Source organism: Streptomyces sp. RLA012, assembly GCF_056270325.1.
Map to the genome: position 1 here is coordinate 331562 of NZ_JBWDPA010000002.1, position 24960 is coordinate 356521.

19 protein-coding genes and 7 pseudogenes are annotated in these 24960 nt (G+C 68.2%); 17 read left to right on the forward strand and 9 right to left on the reverse strand.

Annotation, left to right across the window (positions count from 1 at the left end; translation table 11 throughout):
- Positions 1-362: 362 nt before the first annotated feature.
- Positions 363-1775 (reverse strand): hypothetical protein, encoded by a 1413-nt coding sequence (locus RV986_RS01830; RefSeq protein ID WP_475915692.1) that lies wholly within the window; start codon positions 1773-1775, stop codon positions 363-365.
- A 684-nt stretch (positions 1776-2459) separates the two neighbouring features.
- Here RV986_RS01830 and kdpB point away from each other — a divergent pair.
- The 11 genes and pseudogenes from kdpB to RV986_RS01885 all read left to right on the forward strand — a co-directional run bounded on the left by kdpB (position 2460) and on the right by RV986_RS01885 (position 12336).
- Positions 2460-4607 (forward strand): potassium-transporting ATPase subunit KdpB, encoded by a 2148-nt coding sequence (gene kdpB, locus RV986_RS01835; RefSeq protein WP_475915693.1) that lies wholly within the window; start codon positions 2460-2462, stop codon positions 4605-4607.
- A gap of 341 nt (positions 4608-4948) precedes the next feature.
- Positions 4949-5767, forward strand: coding sequence for an SDR family NAD(P)-dependent oxidoreductase (locus tag RV986_RS01840; protein ID WP_475915694.1), 819 nt, complete (start codon positions 4949-4951; stop codon positions 5765-5767).
- A 32-nt stretch (positions 5768-5799) separates the two neighbouring features.
- Positions 5800-5877: a 50S ribosomal protein bL37 gene (locus RV986_RS01845; protein WP_371651371.1), complete on the forward strand. Its 78-nt coding sequence runs from the start codon at positions 5800-5802 to the stop codon at positions 5875-5877.
- A 61-nt stretch (positions 5878-5938) separates the two neighbouring features.
- Positions 5939-6715, forward strand: a complete 777-nt coding sequence (locus RV986_RS01850) for a GNAT family N-acetyltransferase (RefSeq protein ID WP_475915695.1) — start codon at positions 5939-5941, stop codon at positions 6713-6715.
- A 51-nt stretch (positions 6716-6766) separates the two neighbouring features.
- Positions 6767-6958 carry a hypothetical protein gene (locus RV986_RS01855; protein WP_475915696.1) on the forward strand — a complete coding sequence of 64 codons (192 nt, stop codon included), beginning with the start codon at positions 6767-6769 and terminating at the stop codon, positions 6956-6958.
- A 52-nt stretch (positions 6959-7010) separates the two neighbouring features.
- Positions 7011-7286 (forward strand): annotated as a pseudogene (locus tag RV986_RS01860) (hypothetical protein); the annotation flags it as partial.
- Positions 7287-7757: 471 nt separating this feature from the next.
- Positions 7758-8720 carry an alpha/beta fold hydrolase gene (locus RV986_RS01865; protein ID WP_475915697.1) on the forward strand — a complete coding sequence of 321 codons (963 nt, stop codon included), beginning with the start codon at positions 7758-7760 and terminating at the stop codon, positions 8718-8720.
- Positions 8721-8851: 131 nt separating this feature from the next.
- Positions 8852-9695, forward strand: a pseudogene (locus RV986_RS01870) (transposase); the annotation flags it as partial.
- 295 nt (positions 9696-9990) lie between these two features.
- A complete protein-coding gene (locus RV986_RS01875; protein ID WP_475915698.1) occupies positions 9991-11037 on the forward strand; it encodes an IS110 family RNA-guided transposase in 1047 nt (348 codons plus the stop codon).
- A 76-nt stretch (positions 11038-11113) separates the two neighbouring features.
- Complete coding sequence (locus RV986_RS01880; RefSeq protein WP_475915699.1) at positions 11114-11422, forward strand: transposase; 309 nt, start codon at positions 11114-11116, stop codon at positions 11420-11422.
- Entirely contained in the window at positions 11419-12336 is a 918-nt protein-coding gene (locus tag RV986_RS01885) for an IS3 family transposase (RefSeq protein ID WP_475915700.1), read from the forward strand. The genes RV986_RS01880 and RV986_RS01885 overlap by 4 nt, the downstream gene beginning before the upstream one ends.
- A gap of 286 nt (positions 12337-12622) precedes the next feature.
- On the opposite strand, the gene RV986_RS01890 is transcribed toward RV986_RS01885, so the two are convergent.
- The 4 genes from RV986_RS01890 to RV986_RS01905 form a co-directional block, all read right to left on the reverse strand.
- On the reverse strand, positions 12623-13231 hold the full coding sequence (locus tag RV986_RS01890; protein WP_475915701.1) for an SMI1/KNR4 family protein: 609 nt from the start codon (positions 13229-13231) through the stop codon (positions 12623-12625).
- 1045 nt (positions 13232-14276) lie between these two features.
- On the reverse strand, positions 14277-15323 hold the full coding sequence (locus RV986_RS01895; RefSeq protein WP_475915702.1) for a hypothetical protein: 1047 nt from the start codon (positions 15321-15323) through the stop codon (positions 14277-14279).
- A 122-nt stretch (positions 15324-15445) separates the two neighbouring features.
- Positions 15446-15829, reverse strand: coding sequence for a DUF6262 family protein (locus tag RV986_RS01900; RefSeq protein WP_475924152.1), 384 nt, complete (start codon positions 15827-15829; stop codon positions 15446-15448).
- A gap of 18 nt (positions 15830-15847) precedes the next feature.
- Complete coding sequence (locus RV986_RS01905) at positions 15848-16048, reverse strand: hypothetical protein (RefSeq protein ID WP_475915703.1); 201 nt, start codon at positions 16046-16048, stop codon at positions 15848-15850.
- Positions 16049-16312: 264 nt separating this feature from the next.
- Between RV986_RS01905 and RV986_RS01910 the strand changes: the two are divergent.
- The 6 genes and pseudogenes from RV986_RS01910 to RV986_RS01935 form a co-directional block, all read left to right on the forward strand.
- Positions 16313-16660: pseudogene (locus RV986_RS01910) on the forward strand (transposase domain-containing protein); the annotation flags it as partial.
- 115 nt (positions 16661-16775) lie between these two features.
- Positions 16776-17795: pseudogene (locus tag RV986_RS01915) on the forward strand (IS4 family transposase); the annotation flags it as partial.
- 120 nt (positions 17796-17915) lie between these two features.
- Positions 17916-18563 carry a class I SAM-dependent methyltransferase gene (locus RV986_RS01920; RefSeq protein WP_475915704.1) on the forward strand — a complete coding sequence of 216 codons (648 nt, stop codon included), beginning with the start codon at positions 17916-17918 and terminating at the stop codon, positions 18561-18563.
- 508 nt (positions 18564-19071) lie between these two features.
- Positions 19072-19404: a hypothetical protein gene (locus RV986_RS01925; RefSeq protein WP_475915705.1), complete on the forward strand. Its 333-nt coding sequence runs from the start codon at positions 19072-19074 to the stop codon at positions 19402-19404.
- A gap of 414 nt (positions 19405-19818) precedes the next feature.
- On the forward strand, positions 19819-20157 hold the full coding sequence (locus tag RV986_RS01930) for a cupin domain-containing protein (RefSeq protein ID WP_475915706.1): 339 nt from the start codon (positions 19819-19821) through the stop codon (positions 20155-20157).
- A 263-nt stretch (positions 20158-20420) separates the two neighbouring features.
- Positions 20421-21657 (forward strand): annotated as a pseudogene (locus tag RV986_RS01935) (IS3 family transposase).
- A gap of 30 nt (positions 21658-21687) precedes the next feature.
- Here the strand turns inward: RV986_RS01935 and RV986_RS01940 are convergent.
- The 4 genes and pseudogenes from RV986_RS01940 to RV986_RS01955 all read right to left on the reverse strand — a co-directional run.
- Positions 21688-21828: pseudogene (locus tag RV986_RS01940) on the reverse strand (IS5/IS1182 family transposase); the annotation flags it as partial.
- Between the two features lie 142 nt (positions 21829-21970).
- On the reverse strand, positions 21971-22354 hold the full coding sequence (locus RV986_RS01945; RefSeq protein ID WP_475915707.1) for a cupin domain-containing protein: 384 nt from the start codon (positions 22352-22354) through the stop codon (positions 21971-21973).
- A 61-nt stretch (positions 22355-22415) separates the two neighbouring features.
- Positions 22416-22849, reverse strand: a pseudogene (locus tag RV986_RS01950) (transposase); the annotation flags it as partial.
- 502 nt (positions 22850-23351) lie between these two features.
- Positions 23352-24557 (reverse strand): glycosyltransferase, encoded by a 1206-nt coding sequence (locus RV986_RS01955; protein ID WP_475915708.1) that lies wholly within the window; start codon positions 24555-24557, stop codon positions 23352-23354.
- Positions 24558-24960: the final 403 nt, after the last annotated feature.

The window sequence follows — 24960 nt, forward strand, 5'->3', positions numbered from 1 at the left end:
GGTCCGCTGCCCGGCGACGCGGCTTCTTCACCCGCGACGAGAGCGATGTGATCACCGGGGTCGATCTCGCCGACCGGTTGTTCAGTCGGCTTCCCATGGGTGCGTGTCGGGGGACGTGATGACCCATCAGGCCCGCGCGCCCATGTCCCATCCTGCCTCCGCGGCGTCTGGGACCGACATCTCGGCGAGTCGGCCACCGAGCTCGCTCCGCGCCGGGCGACACGGCGTGAGTCCCGGCGCCAGGGTGCACCTGCGGACCGGGCTCTCACCCACGAGGCCCTGGACGTGATCTACGAGGTGGGCTCGCCGCGCACCGAGGGCATCGCCGAGCAGTTCCGCCGGCGCCGAGCGCTCCGCGTGCCTCAGCGGAACTCGGCGAGCCGCGGCCGCAGCCCGAGGGCGGTGAGCGCGGCCGCCGCGACGAGGGCTCCCAGGGCCCCGGGCAGCAAGTCCCCCACGGCCGAGCGGCCGGCCTGAACCGAGGCCGTGAAGTGCCGGCGGTTGATGTCGGTGACCTTGTCCAGCGCCGCCATCCACGCCCCGAAGTGCGCGTTCGACGTGCCCGGCCCCCAGCCCATGCAGAACGCGGCGGCCTCGCGTTCCTTGCCCTGCGCAAGCAGGGCGCGGATCTTTCGGTCGTCGCGCTGGTACACGGCGTACGTCTCGACGGTCTTCTCCGCCGCGGCCCGCTCACCGGCGAAGGTGATGTTGTCGAGTTCTCGCCGGAACTCGCCGGTGAAGCGCAGGGCGCCGTGGTCGGAGCGGTATGCCTGCCACGTCGTGGCCAGCTCGTCGTCGTAGGTGGTGAGAGTCGCGCCCTTGAGCCCGTACAGCTCCTGCGACTTGGTGAGGAAGGTCTGCGCGTACTGGTCGCGGCGTTCGGGGTCGAGGAGATAGCGGCTCTCGTCGGCGTTCCCGTCGTAGGCGATCGCGCGGGCCCGGGAGAGCGCGACGACGGAGTCGAACGCATCACGCCGTGCCCCGCGCAGCTGCTCGGCGGTGGCCGACAGCGCCTGGACACCGAGGAGGACGGCGAACAGCGCGCAGACCGTGGCGGCCAGCACACCGGGGTTGAGGATCCGGTGGAAACGGCGGGCCAAGTACCACTGGAGGACGCCGAGCGAGACGAGGAGGAGTACGCCGAGGACGATGGCGACGACGAGCTGGGTCACCAGGGCCGAGCGGGCCTGTGCGTACCGCGTGTTGAACGCGCTGTTGTTGGAGTCCACCAGCTTCCGTGCATCTGGGAGAAGCTGGTTCTGCAGCAGGTCGGTGGCCTTGCGGTAGTCCGCGAGTGCGGCCGGCTTGCCGCCGGTGCGGCCGTCGTTCTCCAGGGCGCGGCCGATCAGCTCCTGGTACTCGGCGAAGTCGTCGGTCAGGGACTCCACGGTGTGCTCGTCGGCACGGTCGCCCTGGGCGGCGACGGCGAGCGTGCGCAGGTCGTGGCCGATGGCGCGGCGCGCGTCACCGTAGAAGCCGACCGCCTTCGCGTACGGCGTCGCCAGCCGCCCTCTGCCCGCGTCGCCGCTGGACAGCAGGATGTTGGCGGCCTGCGCGTCCATGTCGTTGAGGGCGAGGTCGAGATCGGCGGCGCTGGTGGTGCGGGGCGCGTCCCGTCCCGCGACGGTGTCCCAGGTGCCGGTGGCGGCGAGCCCGGCCAGCGCGAGCAGCAGGGCGAGGGCGGCGGCGAGCGAGACCGTGGCCACGCGCAGGAGACGCAGCCGCGCGGGCAGGGTGACCCAGTAGCGGCGGCGCAGAGCGGCCCACGCGGCCACGGCCTCGCGACGGAGGCGACGCCCCCGGGAGCCCGGCCGCGACCCCCCTCCGGGCCGCGGACCGGGCCGACCCCCGGGCGGGGCGACCGGTCCTTGCTGTGGCTGTGGCTGTGGCTGTGGCTGTGCGACAGTCCCGGCCCCCGCTTCAGAACCGCGCGTGGTACCGGCTGTGATCGTCACGAGCCCTCCAACGTCATGCCACGGACGGTCGCCCGTGTCCCCCGTGGCGCTCAGTCTGCGACCCTTTCCGGCCACCGGCCTCGTCCCTTGATGTGCCCCTGACGCCTTCTCAGGTGACCTTGACGGGACCCTGACGTCGCCCTCCGACCGGCCGTAAGAGAGGCGCAAATTCCCTGCTCGGCCGGGCAGATCGCAGGTGCGGCCGGGCTAGATTTCCCCTCGGCCGCCGGCGAGGCCTCGGACGTCAGTGACATGACGGCTTCATCCCGGAAGCACCCTCGGATGCCTTCCTCACCCGAAGACATCCGAATGGCCTCCCGGCGGCCGAGCACGCGGCGGCGTTCTCGTCGTCATCGCGCCGTCGACGCCCGTGCGCAGCTCTGCGGTGCCGGGGCCCCGGCACCGCAGGGCCCGGCGGCCACCAATTTTCTGTGTCAGCTCGACCGATCGTCCGTGTGCCCCTGGGCGCTCGGGCCGGTTCCCCGCCAAGGCTCGAAGGTCCCGATGATTCCCGCCGCTCCCCACCAGGCCCCGCCGTCCCGCTTCCAGCGCGCCCCCGAATCGGGGGGAGCAACGAAACGCCGGGCGCCGAGCGGGCTGTTCGAACCCGCCCAACTCGTGCAGTCCCTCCCCGAGGCACTGCGCAAACTGCACCCGCGGGTCCTGGTGAAGAACCCGGTGCTGTTCGTCGTGTCCGTGGGAGCCGTCCTCACGACCCTGTCCTCGGTACTGCATCCCACCGTCTTCACCTGGGTCATCAGTGCCTGGCTGTGGCTGACGGTGATCTTCGCCAACCTCGCGGAGGCCGTCGCCGAGGGCCGTGGCAAGGCACAGGCCGAATCGCTGCGCAAAGCCCGTACGGACACGGTCGCGCTGCGCCTGCGCCACTGGAATTACGGCACCGACCTGGGCCACGCCGACACCGAGGCCGTGGCCGCCACCGACCTCAAACCGCTCGACGTCGTCCTGGTCGAGGCCGGCGAGCTCGTCCCCGCCGACGGTGACGTCATAGACGGCGTCGCCGCGGTCGACGAGTCGGCGGTCACGGGGGAATCCGCACCCGTCATCCGCGAGTCGGGCGGCGACCGCAGCGGCGTCACCGGCGGCACGACGGTCCTCTCCGACCGGATCGTCGTACGCGTCAGCGCGCGCCCGGGACACTCCTTCCTGGACCGGATGATCGCGCTCGTCGAAGGCGCCTCCCGGCAGAAGACCCCGAACGAGATCGCGCTGAACATCCTGCTGGCGGCGCTGACCATCATCTTCGTCCTGGTCGTCGTCGCCCTCCAGCCGATGGCCGAGTACGCCGACGCCGCCCAGTCCACCACCGTCCTCGTCGCCCTCCTCGTCACCCTCATCCCGACGACGATCGGCGCGCTGCTGTCCGCGATCGGCATCGCGGGCATGGACCGGCTCGTCCAGCGCAACGTGCTCGCCATGTCCGGCCGTGCGGTCGAGGCCGCGGGCGACGTGGGCACCCTCCTCCTCGACAAGACCGGCACCATCACCCTCGGCAACCGCGAGGCGGCCGCCTTCGTCCCGCTGCCCGGCATCGAGGAAAACCAACTCGCCGACGCCGCCCAGTTGTCGTCCCTGGCCGACGAGACACCGGAGGGCCGCTCCGTCGTCGTACTGGCGAAGGAGCGGTACGGGCTACGGGCGCCCGCCGAGGGCGAGTTGAGCCATGCCCGGTGGGTGAGCTTCAGCGCGCGGACCCGGATGAGCGGCGTCGACCTGCGCTGGGACAACGGCGCGGTGTGTGCGATCCGCAAGGGCGCGGCCCAGCAGGTGATCGAGTGGGTGGAGATGTACGGCGGCAACGTCCCGCCCGAGGCGCGCAGGTCAGCGGATTCGGTGGCCGCCTCGGGCGGCACTCCGCTCCTGGTGGCCGTGCACGACTGGAACGGGCCGCGGGTACTGGGCTTGATTCATTTGAAAGACGTCGTCAAGGACGGCATCCGCGAGCGCTTCGCCGAGCTGCGCCGCATGGGCATCCGCACGGTGATGATCACCGGCGACAACCCGCTCACCGCCCGCGCCATCGCCGAAGAAGCAGGCGTGGACGACTACTTGGCCGAGGCGACCCCCGAGGACAAGCTCGCGCTGATCAGACGGGAACAGGAGGGCGGCAAGCTCGTCGCGATGACCGGGGACGGCACGAACGACGCGCCCGCGCTGGCCCAGGCCGACGTCGGTGTGGCCATGAACACCGGCACCTCGGCCGCCAAGGAGGCCGGGAACATGGTCGACCTGGACTCCAACCCGACGAAACTCATCGAGATCGTCGAGATCGGCAAGCAGCTGCTCATGACGCGGGGCGCGCTGACGACCTTCTCCATCACGAACGACGTGGCGAAGTACTTCGCGATCATCCCGGCGATGTTCGCGGGCGCCTACCCGGGCCTGAAGTCGCTCAATGTCATGGGCCTGCACAGCCCCACGTCCGCGATCACCTCGGCGATCATCTTCAATGCGCTCATCATCGTCGCGCTGATCCCGCTCGCGCTGCGGGGCGTGCGCTACACGCCGTCGTCGGCGCACGACCTGCTGCGGCGCAACCTCATGCTGTACGGCCTCGGCGGGCTCGTCCTGCCCTTCGTCGGCATCAAGCTGATCGACCTGCTGATCTCCGGGGTGCCCGGGCTGGGCTGAGGAGGCTCCTGACGGCCGAGCGGAGCCCGTCAAGAAGGCCCCCATGCACGTCAGCGGCGCGTAAGGGAACGGAAGTTGTGCTTGTCCGGACCGTGCGGGACGGCTTCCATGGACTCTGTGAACAGCGCATGGCTTCTCTTCGACCGGCCGCCGAGTACCGGCGCGACCCGTCGTGCGCCTCGCTGCCCGGAAACGCCCGCGTCCGCTCTCCGCTGACGCCGACGCGTCGTCCGTAGCCCTCGGGGCGCCGTGATTCGTTCCGGCGCCCCGTCCTTCGTATCCGCACATGTCCGGCATCCCCGCACAGGGGCCGCCGACATGCCCGCAACCCTGGATGGACCATGTCTGAGCACGAGCTCTCCCCTCTTCCCGACCACACCGTCCTCGTCACGGGGGCCACCTCCGGCATCGGCCTGGAGACCGCCCGGCAGCTCGCCGAACGCGGTGCCACCGTGCTGCTGCACGGCCGCACCGCCGAGGAAGCGCGCGCCGCCGCCGACCGCCTGGTCGCCACGGCGGGTATTGACGCCGCCCAACTCCACCCCCTCTGCGCCGACTTCACGCACCTCGACGAGGTCGAGTCCCTGGCGAACCGTGTCGTCGCCGAGCACCCGCGCCTCGACGTCCTCGTCAACAACGCGGGCATCGCGGCGCCCGAGCGACACACCGTCACCACGGACGGCAACGAGATCTCCTTCCAGGTCAACTTCCTCGCCCACTACCTCCTGACATGTCTGCTGGAACCGGCGCTCACCAGCGACGCGGGCGGCCGAGTCGTCAACGTCTCGTCGTCCCTGCACCGCACCGCGAACATCCAGTGGAGCGACCCCAACCGCGCCCGCCGCTACTCCCGGCTCGCCGCCTACGCCCAGTCACAGCTGGCGCTCACCGTCTTCGCCGCCGACCCGCGCGTCACCGCGGTCTCCGTCCACCCCGGCGTCTGCGACACGGCGCTGCTGCCGCTGTACGCGCACGAAGGCGTCACGCCGGCCGAGGGTGCGGCGTACGTGGTCCGCCTCTGCGACCCGGCCGTCGAAATCGTCAACGGCGCCTACTACGACCGTGCCGAGCGCGTCGAACCGGCCCCCGCCGCCACCGAGGACCGCACGATCAAGCGCCTCAACAGGCTCGCCGATCTGCTCGTCGGCCGCACCGCTTGAACTTTCCCTTCCATGTAACGGAGTTGATGCACATGTCGAAGCGCACCCGCAAGAAGAGGGCCCGCCGCAAGAACAAGGCGAACCACGGCCGCAAGGCCGGTCAGCGCTGAGCCCCAGGGGCGACCCCAGCACACACCGGGGTCGCCCCGCATCCAGTGAAAGGCAACCCTCGTGATCCAGCTCCTCCCCCACCAAATCCCCGCCCTCTCCCGGTGGTTCCCCGCCGCAGCGCCCGGCCCCGCCGCCCTCGCCGAGCACGCCCTGGCGACCGGGACCGGGCAATGGTGGGCGGACCGGGCGGTGCACCCACGTACCGTCGCCGTACGCTGCGCCGACCACGCTCTGCTGCGCGGTGACCCGGATGCCCTCGCCACCGGGGGCCTCACACCGCTGGCCAACTGCTACATCGACGCACCCGATCGTTTCCTCCCCGCCCTCGCCACCGCCTTCGACCAGGTCACCCCGTGGGAGCGCATGGTGTACGTACAGCGCACTCCGCCCACCTCGGCACCTCGTCTCCCGTGGGGCGTGACGGTGCAACGGCTGACGCCCGAGCACGCCCCGGCCCTCGCCGAACTCGACAGCGACGCGGCTTGGGTCCACGGCACATGGGGCGGACTGACCGCCCTCGCGGCCTCCGGTCTCGGCTGGGCCGCCTTCCACAAGGACCGCGTCCTCGCCCTCGCCTGCGCCTACTTCCTGAGCAGCGCGTACGAGGACATCGCCTGCGTCACCGTCCCCGAGCGCCGGCGTGAACATCTCGCCATCGCCTGCGTCACCGCCCTGTGCGCGGACATCGCGGCCCGCGGCCACACCGCGAGCTGGTCCTGCTCCCGCGACAACCGCCCCAGCCGCCTGCTCGCCTGGACCGCCGGATTCCGACTGGAGCGCGAGTACGTCCACTACGTGGCCGGAAGTCCCGCGCAGCACGGCCGCCTCACCGCATAGCCGCCGTACCACCGCACAGACCCAGTCACGCCCGGAGGAAAGAGAGCCGAAGTGACCAGGGCTCCGCTCCTCACCCTGCCGATCCTCGACGGCGGCCACGAGCTGTCGATCCGCAAGCTGAAGCTGCAGGACGACTCCTTCACCATCCACTGCTCGATCACCCCGCCCCTCCTCCGGAGGCGCACGTCCTCCTCATCCGCGTCACGTTCCTCCAAGGCAGCCGCGAGACGGCGTACGACATGACCTTGCGCATTCGCCCCTGACACACCTCTCCTCTCCCGGCACCCCTTTCGACGTGCGCACCACCCTGGGCCTGTGGATCACGCGCCTGACCGGTGTCGACTACTTCTCCCCGCTGGGCTACCAGCCCGGCATTGCCGCCCTGGCCGCCGGGCCGGCGTCCCCGGTGACGACCATCGTGCTGGTGATCGTCACTCTGGCGGGCGCACTGCCGGTGTACCGGCGGGTGGCCGAGGAGAGCCCGCGCGGCGAGGGCTCGATCGCGATGCCGGAGCGGCTGCTGTCGTTCTGGAAGGGCAAGCTGTTCGTCCTGCCCCTGCTCGGCTTCGCCGAGTTGGCGGGCGATGGCCCAGCGTTCGTCGGCGTCGAGGGCGCGGTGGTCGACCCGCCGGGGCCGGGTGGGGATGTTGATCCCGGAGGCATGCTTGCTGCGGACGGCCCAGGGGGAGAACGACTGGGCTGTGTAAGGGCCTTGGTGGTTCTCGGAGATGAGCCAAAGGTCGACGAGTGGCTGTCGGCAGGTGGCCAGTGTCTCCCCCGTGGTTCTTGATCCAGGTCAGGAAGGTGATGGCCCTGGTGATCTGTGTCTGCGCGGTGTCCGCCGTCTGCGCGGGAATCGGCTTGCCGCGAGCCCGGAGCCCGGCCTCCCGCCCTGTGCGGACCAGGCCGGGTTCAGAGCGCCGCACGGCGACCTCCCAGCCGAGTCGCTCCGTCGGCTCCCTGCGAGACGCGCGAGGCGGGCTTCTCGTAGGCACAGTGTCGACACCACCGCCCGAAGATCACGGCACGTACGCTCATGCACATGGTTCAGCATCGAATGGTTGACGTGAACGGCGTGCGACTACACATCGCCGAGCAAGGCGACGGCCCCCTGGTGGTCCTCCTGCACGGCTTCCCCGAGTCATGGCACTCCTGGCACCACCAGTTCGGCCCGCTGGCCGATGCGGGCTTCCGAGTGGTCGCCCCCGACCAGCGTGGATACGGACGCAGCGACCATCCCGACGACGTCGAGGCGTACAGCATCCTCCACCTGGTGGGCGACGTCGTCGGACTGATCCAGGCCCTGGGCGAGGAGAAGGCGTACGTCGTCGGGCACGACTGGGGCGCGCCGGTCGCCTGGCACACCGCGCTGCTGCGACCCGACATGGTGCTCGGGGTGGCCGGCCTGAGCGTGCCACCGCCCTTCCGCGGGACGCAGCCTCCGCTGGCCGCCATGGACAAGGAGTTCGGCGGCCGCTTCTACTGGAACTACTTCAACCGCCCCGGTGTCGCCGACGCCGAGTTCGCCAAGGACACCCGTACGGCGTTGCGGAAGTTCTTCTATTCGGCCTCCGGCGACGCTCCGGGCGCCCCCGGGGGCAAGCAGCCGCTGGTCGACCCCGAGCGTGGCTGGCTCGCGGCCATGCCAGACCCCGAGGTACTGCCGGAGTGGTTCACCGAGGACGATCTCGACGCACTCACCGAGAGCTTTTCCAAGGGCTTCACCGGCGCTCTCAACTGGTACCGCAACCTCGACCGCAACTGGGAACTCACCGCTCCCTGGCACGGCGCCGTCGTCACCCGGCCCGCCCTGTACATCTACGGCGACCGCGACGCCGTTCCCGCCTTCCCCGGCACACCCGAACTCATCGAACGCCTCCCCGACCTCATGCCCAACCTCTGGCGCGAGCCCCTCAAACTGGCCGGTTGCGGGCACTGGACCCAGCAGGAACGCCCGGACGAGGTGAACGCGGCGCTCATCGAATTCCTCAGGGCCTGTGCCTGAGCCCGGCCTGCCGAAACGTCGAACCTGCCGGTTCTGAGGAGAGCACGGGCACGGTCTACTGCAACGACCCCACCACCGCGCCGCCCGGCAACAACTGATCTCTCTCAGCACAGCAGGAAGGCACTTTCCGCGTGCGCACCACCCGGTCGCGTCCCAAGCTCGTCGTCTCGACCGACGGTCACGGGGTGGTCAGCCACGCCGGATCCCGCCTGCTGGCCGATCTCGCCGACGCCACGGGCTTGACCGGCTCCTTCGCCAACGCACTGCACCGGTTACGGCCGCGCGCCACCGGCCACGATCCCGGCCGGGTGGCGGTCGACTTGGCGGTGATGCTCGCCGACGGCGGCGAGGCAACAGCCGACCTGGCCCTCCTGCGCGACCAGCGCGAGGTATTCGGTCCGGTCGCCTCCACCTCCACCGCAGGTCCAGGTCCAGGTCCAGGTCCAGGAACAGGAACAGGCCGGGCAGGTCTCGTCCGCCCGCGCCGGGGATCGGTATCCCGCGCCGGGTCTCGGCGGCCTGCAACCAGGCGATCTCCCGGGCAGCGGCGCGGGCTGTGCGCAGTGCGGCGGGTGTGGTGGTGTCGATGCCGGCCAGGACGCGCCAGGCCTGGACGCCACCCTCGTCACCTGCCACTCCGAGAAGGAACGGGCGGCCGCCACCTACAAACACGGCTTCGGCTTCCATCCGCTGCTGTGCTTCCTGGACAACACCGGCGAGGCCCTGGGCGGCCTGCTGCGGCCGGGCAACGCCGGTGCGAACACCGCGAGCGACCACATCACCGTCCTGGACGCCGCCCTCGCCCAGATCCCCGATGCCCACCGCCACGGCACCGACATCCTCATCCGCGCCGACAGCGCCGGAGGCTCCAAAGCGTTCCTGACCCACCTGCGCAATCCGCGGGCTCAGGGCATCCAGACCTTCTTCTCCGTCGGACACCCCGTCACCGAACCGGTCCGGCGCGCGATCCGGGCCCTGCCCAACCGAATCCGGCACCCGGCACCCGGCACCCGGCACCCTGAGGTTCCCGACTTGTATTGGCCGTAGCGGAGCGCGGTCGGGTTGGCCGCTCGTAGCGTTTCCGTAGGAGGCCGGGTTGGATGGCTCGTGAGGTTCCTGCCGCCCCTCGGGGCTGGCTCGCTCGGGGTGTGCCGCCGACCCGGTGTCCGGCCACGGTCTGACTCAACAGAGGCGTGTCCCGGCAGCGGTTCCGGAAGTCGGCGTGTCGGCCGTGGACGCCCTGTCGTCCGTCCGTGAGGAATAAACTCCCGTGATTCTGCTCGGTGTTGACCCGCACAAGTCCACTCACACCGCTACCGCCGTCGACCCTGCCTCGAATCAGCAGGCGGGCTCGCTGAGGATCGAGGCGAACCTGGCGGAGTACCGGCGTCTCTTGACCTGGGGCCGCCGCTGGCCGCAGCGCAGGTGGGTGGTGGAGAACGCCAATGGGCTCGGCCGCCACCTGGCCCAGTGGCTCGTCGCCCGTGGCGAGAACGTCATCGATGTACCCGCTTCGGCGACCAGCCGCGTCCGTCAGCTCACCCGTGGCGGTGGCCGCAAGAACGACCGGATCGACGCTGCCGCCGCGGCCACGGCCTACATCCACGGAGACGGGCGCGAGGTGAACGTGGACGACCACACCACGGCCCTGGCCCTGCTCGACGAGCGACGCGTCAACCTTGCCCAGGCCCGGGTCCGCACCGTCAACCAGCTGCACGCGTTGCTGCGTGATCTGCTGCCCGGCGGTGCTCCGCCTCAGCTGTCGGCGGACCAGGCCGCCGCGCTGCTGCGCACGGTCCGCCCCGCCGGCGACGCCGAAAAGGTCCGCAAGGACCTTGCCCGCGAGCTGGTCACTGAGATCCGCGCGCTGGACAAGCGACTGGCCGAGAACGCCGCCCGTATGGAAGAACTCGTCGGGGCCTCGGGCAGCACGCTGATGAACACGCCCGGCGTCGGGCCGGTGCTGGCGGCACGGCTCGTCGGCCGCGTCGGACGCGCCAGCCGCTTCGGCACCGCTGCGGCGTTCGCGAACTACACCGGCGCCGCCCCGGTCGAGATCGCCAGCGCGGACAAGGCCCGCCACCGGCTCTCACGCTCCGGCGACCGTCAGCTCAACTCCGTCCTCCACACCATCGCCGTCACCCAGATCAGGATGCCGAACTCTCCAGGACATGCCTACTACCAGCGGAAACTCTCCGAAGGAAAGACACCTCGGGAAGCCAAACGCTGCCTGAAACGCCGTCTCGCCGATCACGTGTGGCGCATCATGATCGCAGACGAGCGAATGTCCAAACTCCCGCCGCCTCAGGCGACTTGACAAGACACAGAGGCACCCCGAGATGCGGAGTGTGTTGACAGAGGGTCAGATGGGACTCATGAGAGGAACATCGACCATGGCCGCCCCCAGAAAGTACTCGCTGGAGTTGCGTGAGCGTGCGGTACGGATGTATCGCGCCGCCGATCCGAAGCCCCAGATCAAAAAGCTCGCCGTCGATCTCGGCGTGCACCCGGAGGCCCTGCGCGGCTGGATCCGCCAGGCCGAGGCCGACGCCGACGAGCGTGACGACCGGCTCACCACCGACGAGCGCGCCGAACTCGCCGTGCCACGCAAGGAGAACGCCCAGCTCAAGCGGGCGAACGAGGTCCTGCGGACGGCCTCGGCTTTTTTCGCGGCCCAGCTCGACCCGACCCGGCCCAGGTGACCGCGCTCCTCGACGAGCACCCCAGCCTGGGGGTCGAGCCCGTACTCCGGGAACTGCACATCGCCTCCTCCACCTACTACCGCTGGCGACAGGCTGAGCGTGAACCGTGCGAACGGCGGCGCCGCGACGTCGAGCTGACCGAGCGGATCAAGGAGATCCACGCGGAGTCCGGCGGGATCTACGGCTCGCCGCGCGTGCACGCTGTGCTCAAGCGCGAGGGCGTCCACGTGGGGCGCAAGCGGGTCGAGCGGTTGATGCGCGAGGCCGAGATCGCGGGGATCAGTCCGCGCCGGGGCGGCCTCACGCGCCGCGACCCCAGGGCCACACTCGCCCCGGACCTGGTCGAGCGGGACTTCACCGCACCGGCGCCGAACCGGCTGTGGGTCACCGACCTCACCATGATCACCACCGGTGAGGGGCCCTTGTGGCTCTCGGCGATCCGGGACGCGTTCTCCCGTCGGGTGGTCGCCTGGGAGACCTCCGCCCACGCGGACGCCGACCTGGTCCTGACCACCCTCGAGTACGCGCTCGCGAGCCGGGAAGCCGAACCGGGCAAGCTGATCCACCATGCGGATCACGGCTGTCAATACACATCCGTGAAGCTCACAACGCGGCTGCCGCGAGCGGGAGTTGAAGCATCCATGGGCTCGGTCGGGGACAGTTACGACAACGCTCTCGCGGAGAACCTGTGGATGATCATCAAGACGGAGTGCATCCGCGGCCGCGTCTTCGCCACCCGGGCCGAGGCGAATCTCGCACTGTTCGAGTACATCGACGGCTTCTATAACTCCCGGCGCATCCAGAAGCGGCTCGGCTACCTCAGCCCGATCGAGTTCGAGGAGAAGCACTACGCCGACCAGGCAACGGCCGAACGAACGAACCTGAAACCCCGTCAACCCGCCCTGACCAGCTGATCAGCACCTCCCACACGCCGGGGGAACCTCAGTGCAGATGTGCGCGGTAAAGAAGTCCGACGGTACCTACACGCTCAAGCTCGACGAGAACTATGCCTATCCGACCTGAAACGAGATCTGCGGCCATGCCGCCATCACGTCCAGCCAGAACACGGCGGCCGGCTGCACGTTGGGCTGGTTCACACCGGCGGTGAGGTTGCTGGTCGACGACGCCCACTACGTCAACACCGGTTACGACTCCTGCGATCTCAGCGAGGTCTGCGACATCAGCTGACCTGAGCAGGGATCACTCGTGTGCGGGGCGGATGCGCCACTCGAGCATCCGCCCCTCATGCAGATGAGGAACTCGGGGGACGGAGGTCACCGGGGTCCGGTTCGCCACCGAGTTGCACAGATCCGCCAGCATGAGATCCATGCGCGGCCACAGCATTCTGTACTCGGGATCACCGAACGACATTTCCCCGATCTCTCCCGAGTGGTGATACCTGTGGTCCACGAACAGCAGATCGCCGGCCACATCCCGGGCGAGAGGAACCCACTGACTGTCGGCGATGCGGCCGACAACCAGGTCCTCTTCGCCCTCCTCGCGGGCATCCTCCACCATCAGAACGAGATCTCGATGAGCTTCCAGAATTCCGTCGACGCCCAGGAGGCTGTAGCCGAGGAGAAAGGCTCCCGGCTCCGTACTGGCTCTCCGCGTGGTGACACCGTTGTGCAGTCCGAGGGTTGTCCTCACATCCTCGTGGAGAGGGAAGCCGAGGCCGTCTTCCAGGCGCTTGATCTCGCCGTCCGAACAACCCGGCCGCAAGGACCCGTGATCTCCGGGAGCATGCTCGGCCAGCCAGTTCTCGAAGCGATGCCACAACTCGGCGAGACCAGGTATTCCGGTAGTCATGAGACCTTCTGTACCACGTGGTGGTTAATCTTTATGTCATCCAAGTGCATCGTCCTGTACAAGTGTGCGCCGAACTCCCCAACTGCCGCGGTCCATTCCGTCGGCGAATGACGTCAACAGCTCACCCCGGACAAATGCCGGATCAATCTCGTTAGTAGGCGCCTTCACTGCTTTGTTCACGCGGCGGATCGCACATTTGCGCCTATCGTGTACACGCGTGCTCCCCACAGCCGTTACTGAACCGTCAGGTCATTCCTCTGCGAGCAGATGCGCTGCAGGTCACGGGCTTCTTCCCCAAGGGAGGCGATGCGTGAGTATCCGGCGAAGATGAAGCGTGGCTCGGTGAGGCTGGTTCAACGCATGGGTCACCTCCCTGTTGGCGGCCCGAGCTGCTTCGAGTTCCTCCGTCCTCTTCTCAAGCTCCCCGCTCTTCTCCGCGATTTCCTGTTCCACCATGAGGATGCGTCGCTGGAGTTGGTCGACATCCGGTGCGGCCCCGAGCCCGGAATCGCTCCGTGCCTGCTCGCCGAGCTGCGCGAAACCGCTTCTCCAACTGGATTACTCGCGTGGCGAGACGGATGCTCCGCTCCAGCGCGTTGGCGAGGTCGGCCCGCAAGGAGGAACACCTGACGACAGCCAGTCGGCCTCTTCGAAAGGCATGTCGGCAGCAGCGGCGTGAACGTGTTCGAGCAGGTCACGGTGACAGTAGAGGAAACTGCGATCGACTCGGGCGGCCCGGGCGAGGCCGGAGACCGTGATGTCGCTTCCGGTCCACAAGGCCGCATCCAGGGCCTTCATCACGCGATCAGGGCGCCGTGCCGAGTCGGCTCGCTTCCCTTCGACCAGGCTGGATGTCACGCGGTCCTCTCGGGGTGGCAGAAACCTCGTCCCTGTGACCTTGGCGTTCGCGTTGACGACGTTGTTGTCGAGGCGGAGTTGGCCGTGTCGGCGGCATGTAGGACAGCTGACTGATCGATATCGGGGCGAGACGCACCCCCACGATTTCCGGCGGGCTGACTCGTCTGCGTGCGCTGGGTGCTGGGGTTCACGAGGTAGCTGGTCCTGGCGCAGAGGGGCGGGTTGCCCGGCCGACCTCCTGAGCTCGTTCGCGGGCCGCAGCTTGCTGCAGTGCGCCGTAGCGGTGGAGTGCCTGCGGATCGCCGGTGTGTTCGGCGGCCGCGATTGCGGCGTCGAGGACTACGTCCATCCAGAGTCGGGGAATACCTTGCAGATGCTGCTCGCTCGCAGCGAGGAGACTCCGCGCGGTAGAGGTGTCAGGTGCGATCGGGACGAGAAGGAAGCACTCCTTGACGAAGTGTCGCCACTTCCCCTGCTCGAAGCCGTGCTTGTCTGGCGGCAGGTCGCGCTGAACCTCCTGGAGCGTTTGCCAGGCCCCCGCGAAGTCGTCCGTTCGTCGTTGCAGCAGGGCGAGGGTGAGCAGATTGCTCCCCCTCGCCCATGCCGCCGAATCGCTGAGCGCGACGGCTTCTTTCTGCACGTCCACGGCTTCGGCGAGATAGCCGAGGTGAGCGAGGTGGAACTGCAGCGTGTTGAGCGTGCTGCCGGTTCGCGGCTCGCCGGCAGCCCACTCGGTCATGAACAGGCGCGACGACTCGCGCTCGCCCAGGCGGGCAGCATGGTAGGCCCACGCCTTGAGCCCTTCGTCGGCCGGATCGGCGGGGAATCGTGTGCGTTGCTGGTCCAGCCATTCTTCGACGGCAGCGTCAGTGTGGCGGGCCGATGTGATGTCGCCCAGGATGCGGTCGCGGTCAGGGTGAGAGCTGGCTTGCACCGTCTCGGTACTGGCGGCGATGCCTGCGGTGAGGAGGTGGTAGAGGTGGTAGCCCAGGGCCGTGTCGAAGCTGATGTTCTTGGCGTCCCAGTGCAGCCACAGGTCCTCGACCCGTCGGTGCTCGGCGACCAGGAACCCCGCGAGGGTCAGGTCGGGGGCCATGCCCCAGGGGACGGCCTCGCGGTAGTCGGTGATCTGCTGCTGGAGGAGGAAGCGCAGGAGCGGTCGGTCCTGGGGGCGGCGGTCGTATTGCAGTGCCCAGAGAACGGCGAAGCGGGCGGCTCTGTTGCGGTCGGTCACGGGACCTTCGTCTGTTCCCTGAGCGCAGTAGGCGAGGTCGGCCCACGTCGCCTGGTCCCGCCGGGCTCGTTCGAGAGCGGTTCTGGGTCCCCGTAGTAGTCGGTCCTGCTCGTCGGCGGTAGTCATCGCTGTCCCCTCACTTGGTCTCGCGTGATTCTTCCAGCTCGTTGCTCGCGCAGTGCGCCGGCCGGCTGGTCGCGGAGACGGCGGTTCTCCTCCGCCAGGTGCCGGGCACGGGTGTTCGCCGCTTCGAGTCGCCGCGGCAGGGAGGCATCGGAGGTCCGCCGGCGCGCCGGAACCGGGGAAGCGGGTGCCCGTTGGTGTGCTGCCCGCAGGCGCTCGACTTCAGCCCGCGGGTCCGGCTGGCCGTAGAGCCAGGACCGGGAGACGCCCGCCTGCTGGGCGACGGCATCGAAGGTGACCGGCTCTCCGGCCGCGTCGAGGGAGCGTAGTGCCTGGATGGCCCTGGAGCGGGTGTACTGGCTGCGGCGGCGGGCGGCCTCGATGTGATGTGCCGGCTGTTGTCAGCTCGCGTCAGCGGTCGCCTCCGGCTCATCGGGGTCGGCTTCCAGCGCGGTGATGATCTGCTCCGGATTGCCCAGGACCTGCCGGTTCATCTCCACCACCCGTGCCCGGCCTCGGGCCTCGGCGGCGGAGACGATCTGCAGCAGCTGCTGGCGCTGTTCGCGGTGCTGCGGGAGGAACTCGGGGGTGGTGATGAACATCGGGCAGGTCAGACCAATGCCGGTGATTTAGTGCATCGGTGCAGGTGGGCGCCATACGGATGGTGATTTTGGGTGCGTAGGCCCCTGGGGCGCATGCGGAGATTCGCCCCGATCTGATGATGCGCCAGATGATCTCGGGACATGGCAACGGGGCTCCCGGTAGGACAGAAGATCGACCAAGATCCGACTGTCTGCAAGGGAGCCCCGTTGGGCGCTCAGTCTGCCATCACTGCTGCCTCAATCGTCATGCCGACGCCCCGTCCGATGTCTCCTCGAAGTCCCCGTAGGCGGTTGGAGCCGCAGTTCGGCGACCGGATCCGGCTCGGCGTACTCACTGAGGAGATCACCCCCGAAGTGGTCGACGAGGTACTGGAGTTGACCGGAAGGGCAGAGTGCCGTCGCAGGCTTCTGCCAGCCCGCGCGGTGGTCTACTTCGTCCTGGCCCTGTGCTTGTTCAGCAGCTCCGACAGTGCCGGGCCACCGGGATACCGGGTGGTCCTGCGAGCCCTGACCGAGAAACTGCGGCACCTGCCCGGCGGCCTCGTCCAGCGCCTGCCCACCAGTTCGGCCCTCACCAGAGCCCGCCAGCGCCTGGGCGACAAGCCGTTCCAGGCGCTCTTCGAACGCCGGTGCGGCGCCCAGGCGACACCCGCGACCCCGGGAGCGTTCGCCTTCGGCCTGCGGCTGGTCGCCTGGGACGGCACCGCGCTGGACGTGCCGGACACCCGGGAATGCCGCCGCGTTCGGATTCACCGGCCGCGACGGCACCAACAAGAGCGGAAACCCTCAGGTCAGGCTTATGGCCCTGATCGAATGCGGCACCCACGCCATCATCGACGCGGCCTTCGACTCGATCGCCAGATTCAGCGAGCACAAGCTCGCCCGCCGCCTGCTCGCCTCCCTGCGGCCCGGCATGCTGCTGCTGGCCGACCGCAACTTCGCCGGCCATGAACTGTGGGGCCTGGTCGAGGCGACCGGCTGCCACCTCGCCTGGCGGATCAAGAAGAACCTCGTCCTGCCACCCCTGTGGGTTCTGCCCGACGGCTCGTACGTGTCCGTCATGCCCACCCCCGCCGAGGGCCAGCGCCTGGGCAACGCCCGCTTCCACGGCCGCACCCCGACGGGACTGCCCGAAGGACACCTCGTGCGCATCATCGACTACACCGTGACCGTCCGGTCCCAGGACAGGCCGGCCCAGGTGGAGAAGTTCCGCCTGGCGACCAGCCTGCTCGACCACCGGCAGGCGCCCGCACGGCAGTTGGCCCAGCTCTACCACCAACGCTGGGAGATCGAGAACGGCTTCGCCGAACTCAAAAACCGGCTGCGCGGCGCCGGCTTCATCCTGCGCTCCAAGACCCCCGAGCTCATCTGCCAGGAGATCTACGCACTCCTCACCGTCTACCAGGCACTATGCGCGCTCAAAGTCCACGCAGCCGAACAGGGCGAGGTCGATCCCGACCGGATCTCCTTCACCACGACGGTGCAGCTCGCCCGGCTCACGACCGCCGGACAGACCGCAGCGAACCCGCAGACCCTGTGCGCCGCCCGACTCGAAGCAGTCCAGGAACTCCTCAACGACCTCCTGCCCTCACGCCGTGACCGCCGCTGCCAACGACTGAAGAAGCCACCGAGGAACACCTTCGAAGCCAAACGCCGGGACGAACCCCGCCCTCCGAGCCAAGTCAGCTACTCACTCAAAGTCACAGGGAACCCAGGACACCTATCCTCACCTGCGAAAACACCCTAAATCACCGGCATTGCAGGTCAGACAGGCTTCTCTGAACTGGCGATAGCCCGGGCGAACGGGCGGGAGGGAAGATCGTGATTCTCTCGGCTCGCCTCGGGGCCAGGAACTACTGTCGCGAGCATGGTCGAACACGATGCCCTCAGTGCCACCCGCGAGGCTTACGACGCTGCTGCCCCCACCTATGCGCAGCTGTTCCGCGACACGCTGCGCGACAGTCCCCTGGACCGCGCGATGTTGGGTGCCTTCGCCGAGGCCGTAAGTGCGAGTGGGGACGGTCAGGTCGCGGACCTGGGGTGTGGGCCCGGCCATATCACCGCTTATCTGGACGAGCTTGGGCTGGCGGCGTTTGGTGTTGATGCCTCTCCTGCGATGATCAAGTTGGCTCGACAGGCCTATCCGGGCTTGCGGTTCGACGTGGGCTCGATGGCCGCGTTGAACATCGCTGACGGCGTGCTGGGCGGCGTACTCTCACGTTGGTCCATCATCCACACTCCGCCGCGGGAACTCCCCGTCATCCTGGCGGAGTTCCATCGTGTGCTGGCACCTGGCGGCCACCTTCTGGTCGGCTTTTCGGCAAGCGAGGATCCGTCTCACCCGACGCAGGTCTTCGATCACACAGTCGCGCCGGCCTATCGGTGGTGGCCTGATCACCTCGCCGCGATGCTGCGCAGGTCCGGATTGGCCGAGGTGGCCCGGATGGTTCGCGAGCCTCAGCCCACCGATCGGCGGCAGTTCCAGGAGGTTCACCTGCTCGCCCGCAAAGCCTAGGCAGTGGCTGTCCGATCGACCACATGACCGTATCCAACCTGCCGCACGGGGAGCCGTCAGGCTCCAGGCGTCGACTCGTGATCAGGGCTCACCGCCCGTTCGAGCTCCGATTTGGCCGAACGAGGGGACTCCGAGGAACACCCTCGATGACCTGCGCTCCTGGCGGGCATCGAGCTTGGCGATCTTCTCTTCTGCCCCAGCGAGGCTGACCCGTAGCCCTTCGACCTCGCCGAGCCGGCCTTCGCGTTCGGCCTCGGCGATGCGGGCGATCAGGTTGGCGCGGATGTCGGCAAGTCGTGTCCGCTGGGCCGGGCCCGGTCGAAGGAGTGAGCATCTGACGTCCCGTTGACCGAACCAGATTGGACGCTTCCTGGGCCGTGCTGAGGTCAACGCATAGTGACCGCAAGGGGGTTGTAGCTGCTGCTGGAGCTCCGTGGTAACTGCGCCTGTCGGGGCGGATCCGGTCTGATCGCGTGTCGTCGAGGACGTACGACCCGTGGAGGTATGGATGCCGGCGCACAACACGACGGTCCGGGATGTGGCGGCACTGAGAGTGGAGCGGATCGGCCGCGTCGAGAAGAGCAGTGACCCGCTGCGGCCGTTCCGGCTCGTGGACGCCGATGGCACCGAGGTGGCGGCAGTCAGTGAGTTTCTGCACCACATGGTTGCCGACGACTCGAGTCCGGCATCGCTGGGCTCCTACGCCTACGAGCTGTTGGCGTGGGTCCGGTTCTTGCAGGCGGTGGAGGTTCCCTGGTGCCTCGCGAGCCGGGTCGAGGCCCGTGACTTCGTACTGTGGCAGCGTTTCGGCCCGTTGACTCGGAGGGAGCGACCGAGCTGATGACCAACCTGTCGGCCTTCGATCTCGTCTACTCGCGGAGCCTTCTCCGGGACCGCGATCACGCGGAGCGGGCGGCCACGCGAGGGACGAAGTTGCTCGGTCGGGACACAAGCTGGGTCACGAACACGGAAGGCATGGGCAACGGCCGCGCGTGGACGCCCGTCACTCGGCACGGCATCGATGTCGTCGTTGCCGGGACCACGGCCGAGTTCTTCGTGATCCTGCTCGCCTTGGGCGACGACTACGCTGTCTCAAACAAGGTCGGCCTCCCGGCGCACCGGAACGGCCCGGGGCACGTAGGTGGGACCGCCGCAAACGCCAATGTTGCAGCCTCCGACCCCGTACGTCATGTTTCCAGCGGGCTCCGGCCAACCCCGGCTCCTTACTCCTCACTGCTTACAGAAGGTCACTGTCATGAAGAACGAGCGGGAATTCTTCTCACCGGATGCCATGCAGTGGCGTACGGGGCCTCAACCCGGGACCACCGAGAGGATTCTGAGCAGGGACGAGGCCGATCCGGAGGTGCTGACCCGGCTGGTGCGCTGGGAGCCCGGCCTCGACACCTCGCTCTCCGGCGTGATCCGGCACGAGTGGGTCGAGGAGGTCTATCTGCTCGAAGGCGACCTGCACGACCTGACCCTGGACCAGACCTTCTGCGCCGGAGACTTCGCCGCCCGGCCCCCGGGCATGGAACACGGCCCGTACCGGACAACCGGAGGCTGCGTGATGTTGGAGATCCGCTACCGGCCGTAGAGCGTGTGCCGAGTTCCGGTCTTCAATGGAGGCTACGGAGCCAGATGATCGCGCCGCGTAGGTGGAGTCCGGCGAGGTAGCTGGTCGGGGGCTTGTCGTAGCGGGTGGCGAGTCCGCGCCACTCCTTGATCTTTTTGATGGTCGTCTGCCGGTCTGGGTTTGCAACCTGTCTTATTCAGGATGCCCTGATAGCTGCGGATCATGGACGGTGAACCGTTCCGGGTTTGATCGAGGCTCGATCTTTTGGAAGGATCGAGTCCGTTATGGCGAAGCAATACCCCAAGGAGCTCAAGGAGCGGGCCGTGCGTCTGGTCCTGGAGACTCGTGATCAGTACAAGACCGAGTCCGCGGCGATCCGCTCGATCGGAGCGAAACTCGACATCGGGCCGGAGTCCCTGCGGAACTGGGTGCGTCAGGCCGAAGTCGACGCCGGTGCCCGGACCGGTACCACGACCGGGGAATCCGCCCAGCTCAAGTCCCTCAGGAAAGAAGTCGCCGAGCTGAAGCGGGCGAACGAGATCTTGAAGGCCGCGGCGAGTTTCTTCGCGGCCGAGCTCGACCGGCCACACACACGCTCGTAGCGTTCATCGACGAGCACCGGGACCGCTTCGGCGGAGTCGAGCCGATCTGCAGGACGCTCACCGAGCACGACTGCAGCATCCACCCGTCCACCTTTTACGCACACAAGAAGCGCATGCCGTCGGCCCGCTCACTGCGGGACGCGGAACTGGCACCGCTCATCACCAAGATCTACCGCGACAACTACAGCGTCCACGGAGCCCGCAAGATCTGGGCCGAACTGAAACGGCAAGGACATCAGGTGGCCCGGTGCACTGTCGAGCGCCTGATGAAGGCCGAAGGCATCACGGGAGCGGTGCGCGGGAAGAAGGCCGTCACCACCAGGGCGGACAAGGAAGCAGACCGGGCCCCGGACCGGCTGGGCGGCAGTTCGTGGCCAGCACCCCCAACCGGGTGTGGGTCGCCGACTTCACCTACGTGGCCACCTGGTCGGGCACCATCTACGTCGCGTTCGTCGTGGACACCTTCTCCCGCCGGATCGTCGGCTGGTCCGCCGCGACGAACAAGCAGACGCCGCTGGTACTGTCCGCACTCGAAATGGGCCTGTGGCAACGTGACCGCGCGAACACCCCTGTCATCGCAGGGGAGTTGATCCATCACTCCGATGCCGGATCGCAGTACACCAGCTTCCGCCTCGCCGCCCACCTGACCGCCGAACAGATCGCGGCGTCCATCGGCACCGTCGGCGACGCCCTCGACAACGCACTGATGGAATCGACGATCGGCCTGTACAAGACCGAGCTCATCAAGCCTCAGCGGCCATGGAAGGCCCTCAGCGACGTCGAGTTGACCACGGCGGAGTGGGCCGACTGGTACAACCACCGCCGACCCCACGGTGAGATAGGCCACGTCCCGCCAGCCGAATACGAAGCCGTCTATTACCAACAGCAGCCAAAACTGCAGGCCACAGCCACAATCTAGAGTCTCTACCGAATCCGGAACGGTTCAGCGGGCGAGGGTGAGCAGGGCCTGTCGGCCCGCGCTCAGGCGCCGCCATCGGGCGCCGAGAGCGCGCCGACGTTCCCTCAGGCGGGCGGCGAGGAAGCGGAGGGAAGAGCTGGACACGTCGATGCCGGACGGGTGGACAAGCATGCGAAGCCTCTGGTGGAGACGGTTTTCTTGGTCGAAAACCCATCTACCAGGGGCTTCACTTGTCACTTGTCTGTCAGGCCAACTGCCCAGCCTGTCGGGCTGGTTGGAGAAGGCTCAGTGACGGGCAAGGCCGCACTCGGCTTTACGAACTCGTCTGTTCTTCCTCCGGTACCGCGTATCCAGGCACCGAAGGCCATCGCAGGGTCAGTACTACCGACTCATCCTCCGCGACCCAAGAGTGATCCACGCCCTGGCCCCAGACGACATAGTCGCCCTGTTCTTCCAGTAGCACGCTACGACCGGGGAACTCCATACGGAAGCGACCCGTGATGAGAACCAGGAGAGCTGTACGCACTTCGCCCTTCACCCACTGCGCTCGCTGTTCGCCACGTGGGTGGACGCCCCATTTGACCTCCACAGCGTGGCTGTGGCGAGGACCACCGTGCTCCTTGAAGTGCCCGAGTAGCCATCCCCGGTCCAATGCCGCGTCCTTGCCTGCATTGCCCACGTACACGCCGTCTTCCATGCGCCCGAACGCTAGCAAACGAGTGGCCCTGTCCCACATTCGGTGGTGACGGACAGTGTCGCTATCCGAGGAGGATGCGGTGGCGAAGGAGGGTGAAGCCTGCTCGTCCGTGCATCTGGTGCGCGATCAACTTGGTCTTGGTGTTGACACCCTCGGTCGGGCCGTTGCTGTACTGGAGCGAGAACCCGGCGATCACAGCATCGCGGTCTCGTTCCAGACCCCGAGTCTGCGCTCAGAGATGTGGCTGCGGCCGGTGTCCGCACGGCCTTCGTTGATGTACTGGTGCAGGAGGTTGAGGCGGCGCGTGAAGCGGAGAGCCTTGATCTCTTCAAAGAGGTGCCGGACAGGGACGGCGGGGTCCTCGGACCGGTGTTTACGCTGGTGTGCGCGGTACGGATCGACAGGGCCGGCACGGTATTTGGGGATGCGGAGCATCCGCTCGGGCTGATCGGCACGGGCATAGCGTTTGACCGTGTTCAAGGCCAATACAAGTCGTCACCCAGCGGCGCCATCTGTAAGGACTTCGGCCGGGTCCAGAGGTCCTGAATTCATATGCCGAGGAAGCGGGCAGCGCGAGTCCGCATCGCTGCTGGGGGTTCCTCTTCGCGCTCGGCCGCATGGGTGCTGGGCTCGCCTCGGAGGTGACGGGAGCGCCCGGAGTTCGAAGCGGAACCTCCGCAGCCAGAGCCCCGTAGAAGGTCGCTGTGTCGGTGGCTCAGGCAGGGGCGGCCGAGGGTCGCCGGGGAGCCCCGGCTCGCAGCGTGGAGCGGCAATGCGCTGTGGATGGCCGTCGTGGGGGGGGAGGAAGGCATTCACGCTGTACGACCGCCGATGGCCCGCGACGTCGATGGGGAATGTTCCTCACACGCCGGAGCCCCGGTCGGATTCCCGCTGACCGGGGCTCCTTCTCGCCTGGATCAGTCGGAGCGTTCTTCCTCGGCCTCGTCCCTCTTGTGCGGTGGCGTCATCCCAGGTTGGCGGGCCGGGCCGGCCTCACTCATCGGAGGGCGTCGACCAGCAGGTTCGCGGCCACCGCCGCTCCATCGGTACGGATCTTGCTGCCCAGAGCCTTTGCCCGGGCCCGGGTCTCGGGTGCCAGGGCCGTCTTGAACGCGACGTTCAGGGACTCGATGGTCGGAGTCGGACTATCGAGTGCCGCGCCGATGTCCAGGGCTGCCACCCGGCTGGCCCAGTACGGGTTGTCTGCCAGCTGGAGAGGTACCACCACTTGCGGCGCGCCCGCCCGGGCGGCCGTCAGCGTCGTGCCCGCGCCGCCGTGGTGTACTACGGCGGCCACCCTGCCGAACAGACGTTGATGGTTGGCCTCGCCGATGGCGAAGCAGTCGTCTCGGTCGTCGATCAGGTCCAGGTCCGCCCAGCCGCGGGAAACGAGTACGCGGTGACCCTGTGTGCGGATCGCCTCGATGGCCCTGCGGGCGATGTCCGGCGAGGGGCGCATGCTGCCGAAGCCCACGTAGACCGGCGGCGCGCCCGCGTCCAGGAACGACACCAATTCGGCCGGGAGCGGGCGTTCGTCCGCCAGGCTCCATGCACCCGTCTGTATCACGTCGAGGCCCGGGGTCTCCCGCCACGGTCCCAAGACCGGGTCCGCGGCCAGCCACGGCTGGTCGGTGAAGACGTGGTCGCGGACGTTGTCCACCGGTGGCAGACCGATCGACGCCCGGCGGCCGTTGAGCGTCTCGCCGAATTGCGCGTTCACGTTGTGGGCGTCCAGCTCCCACAGCGTTCGATTGTCGTTGTCCTCCGGCTCCGGCCAGCCCGGCCGTGGTGGCGGCGCATGGTGCGGGGACGGCAGGTTGACCGCCGAGTAGCTCGCGTACACGTAGCGGATGCCCGCAGCCTCGGCGACAGACCGCGCGGCAATCTGCGCCAGGCCGGCCGCCACCAGCACGTCACATCCGTCGGCCGCCAAAGGGAAGATGTCGAACTGTGTGTCAACCATCTCGGTCCGGTACCGGGACAGGTCCGCCGCCGACGGCAGAGTCGTCCCCCGCATCAACGCTCGCACCGGTGGCCCGACCGGCACCAGTTGCACCCCGAGACCTGCCAGCCGCTCCGCGAACTCCTCGTCCGGCGGGGCGCACATCCGCACCTCCACGCCGAGCGCCCGTAGCCTCACCGCGAGTGCCACCAGCGGTTCGACATCGCCACGCGTCCCGTATGTAGATAACAGCACCCGCATTCTGCGACCTCTTTCGTTCTGTCTTCCCATACGTTGCGGCCCGTACCCGGCCAGGCTTCGAGCGGTCCTCGTTGACTGCGATGCGTCGGCCGTAGCGGGTGCGCGGCAGCAGTGTACGTCGCGTGGTACTGAACGCGGCGGTGGTCCCCGAACACCAAGGTGCCGGGGACCCACGCACGCCTTGCCCTCGCCCAGGTGCTTGCGCAAGTACACGCTGTCGGACCGGAGTTGGACGCAGTCCACATCGGACAGGTCCGGGTCCTGGAGCGCCGTGTAGTGGTCGGTCCACTGCCTCGTGAGTCGAGTGACGGTGGGCGTCGACAGCACCGCCGAGCTGCCCGGGAACTGCCGCGACGTAAGGGCGAAATCGCCGGTGGACAGGCCATGCAGGCACGGCAGCGGC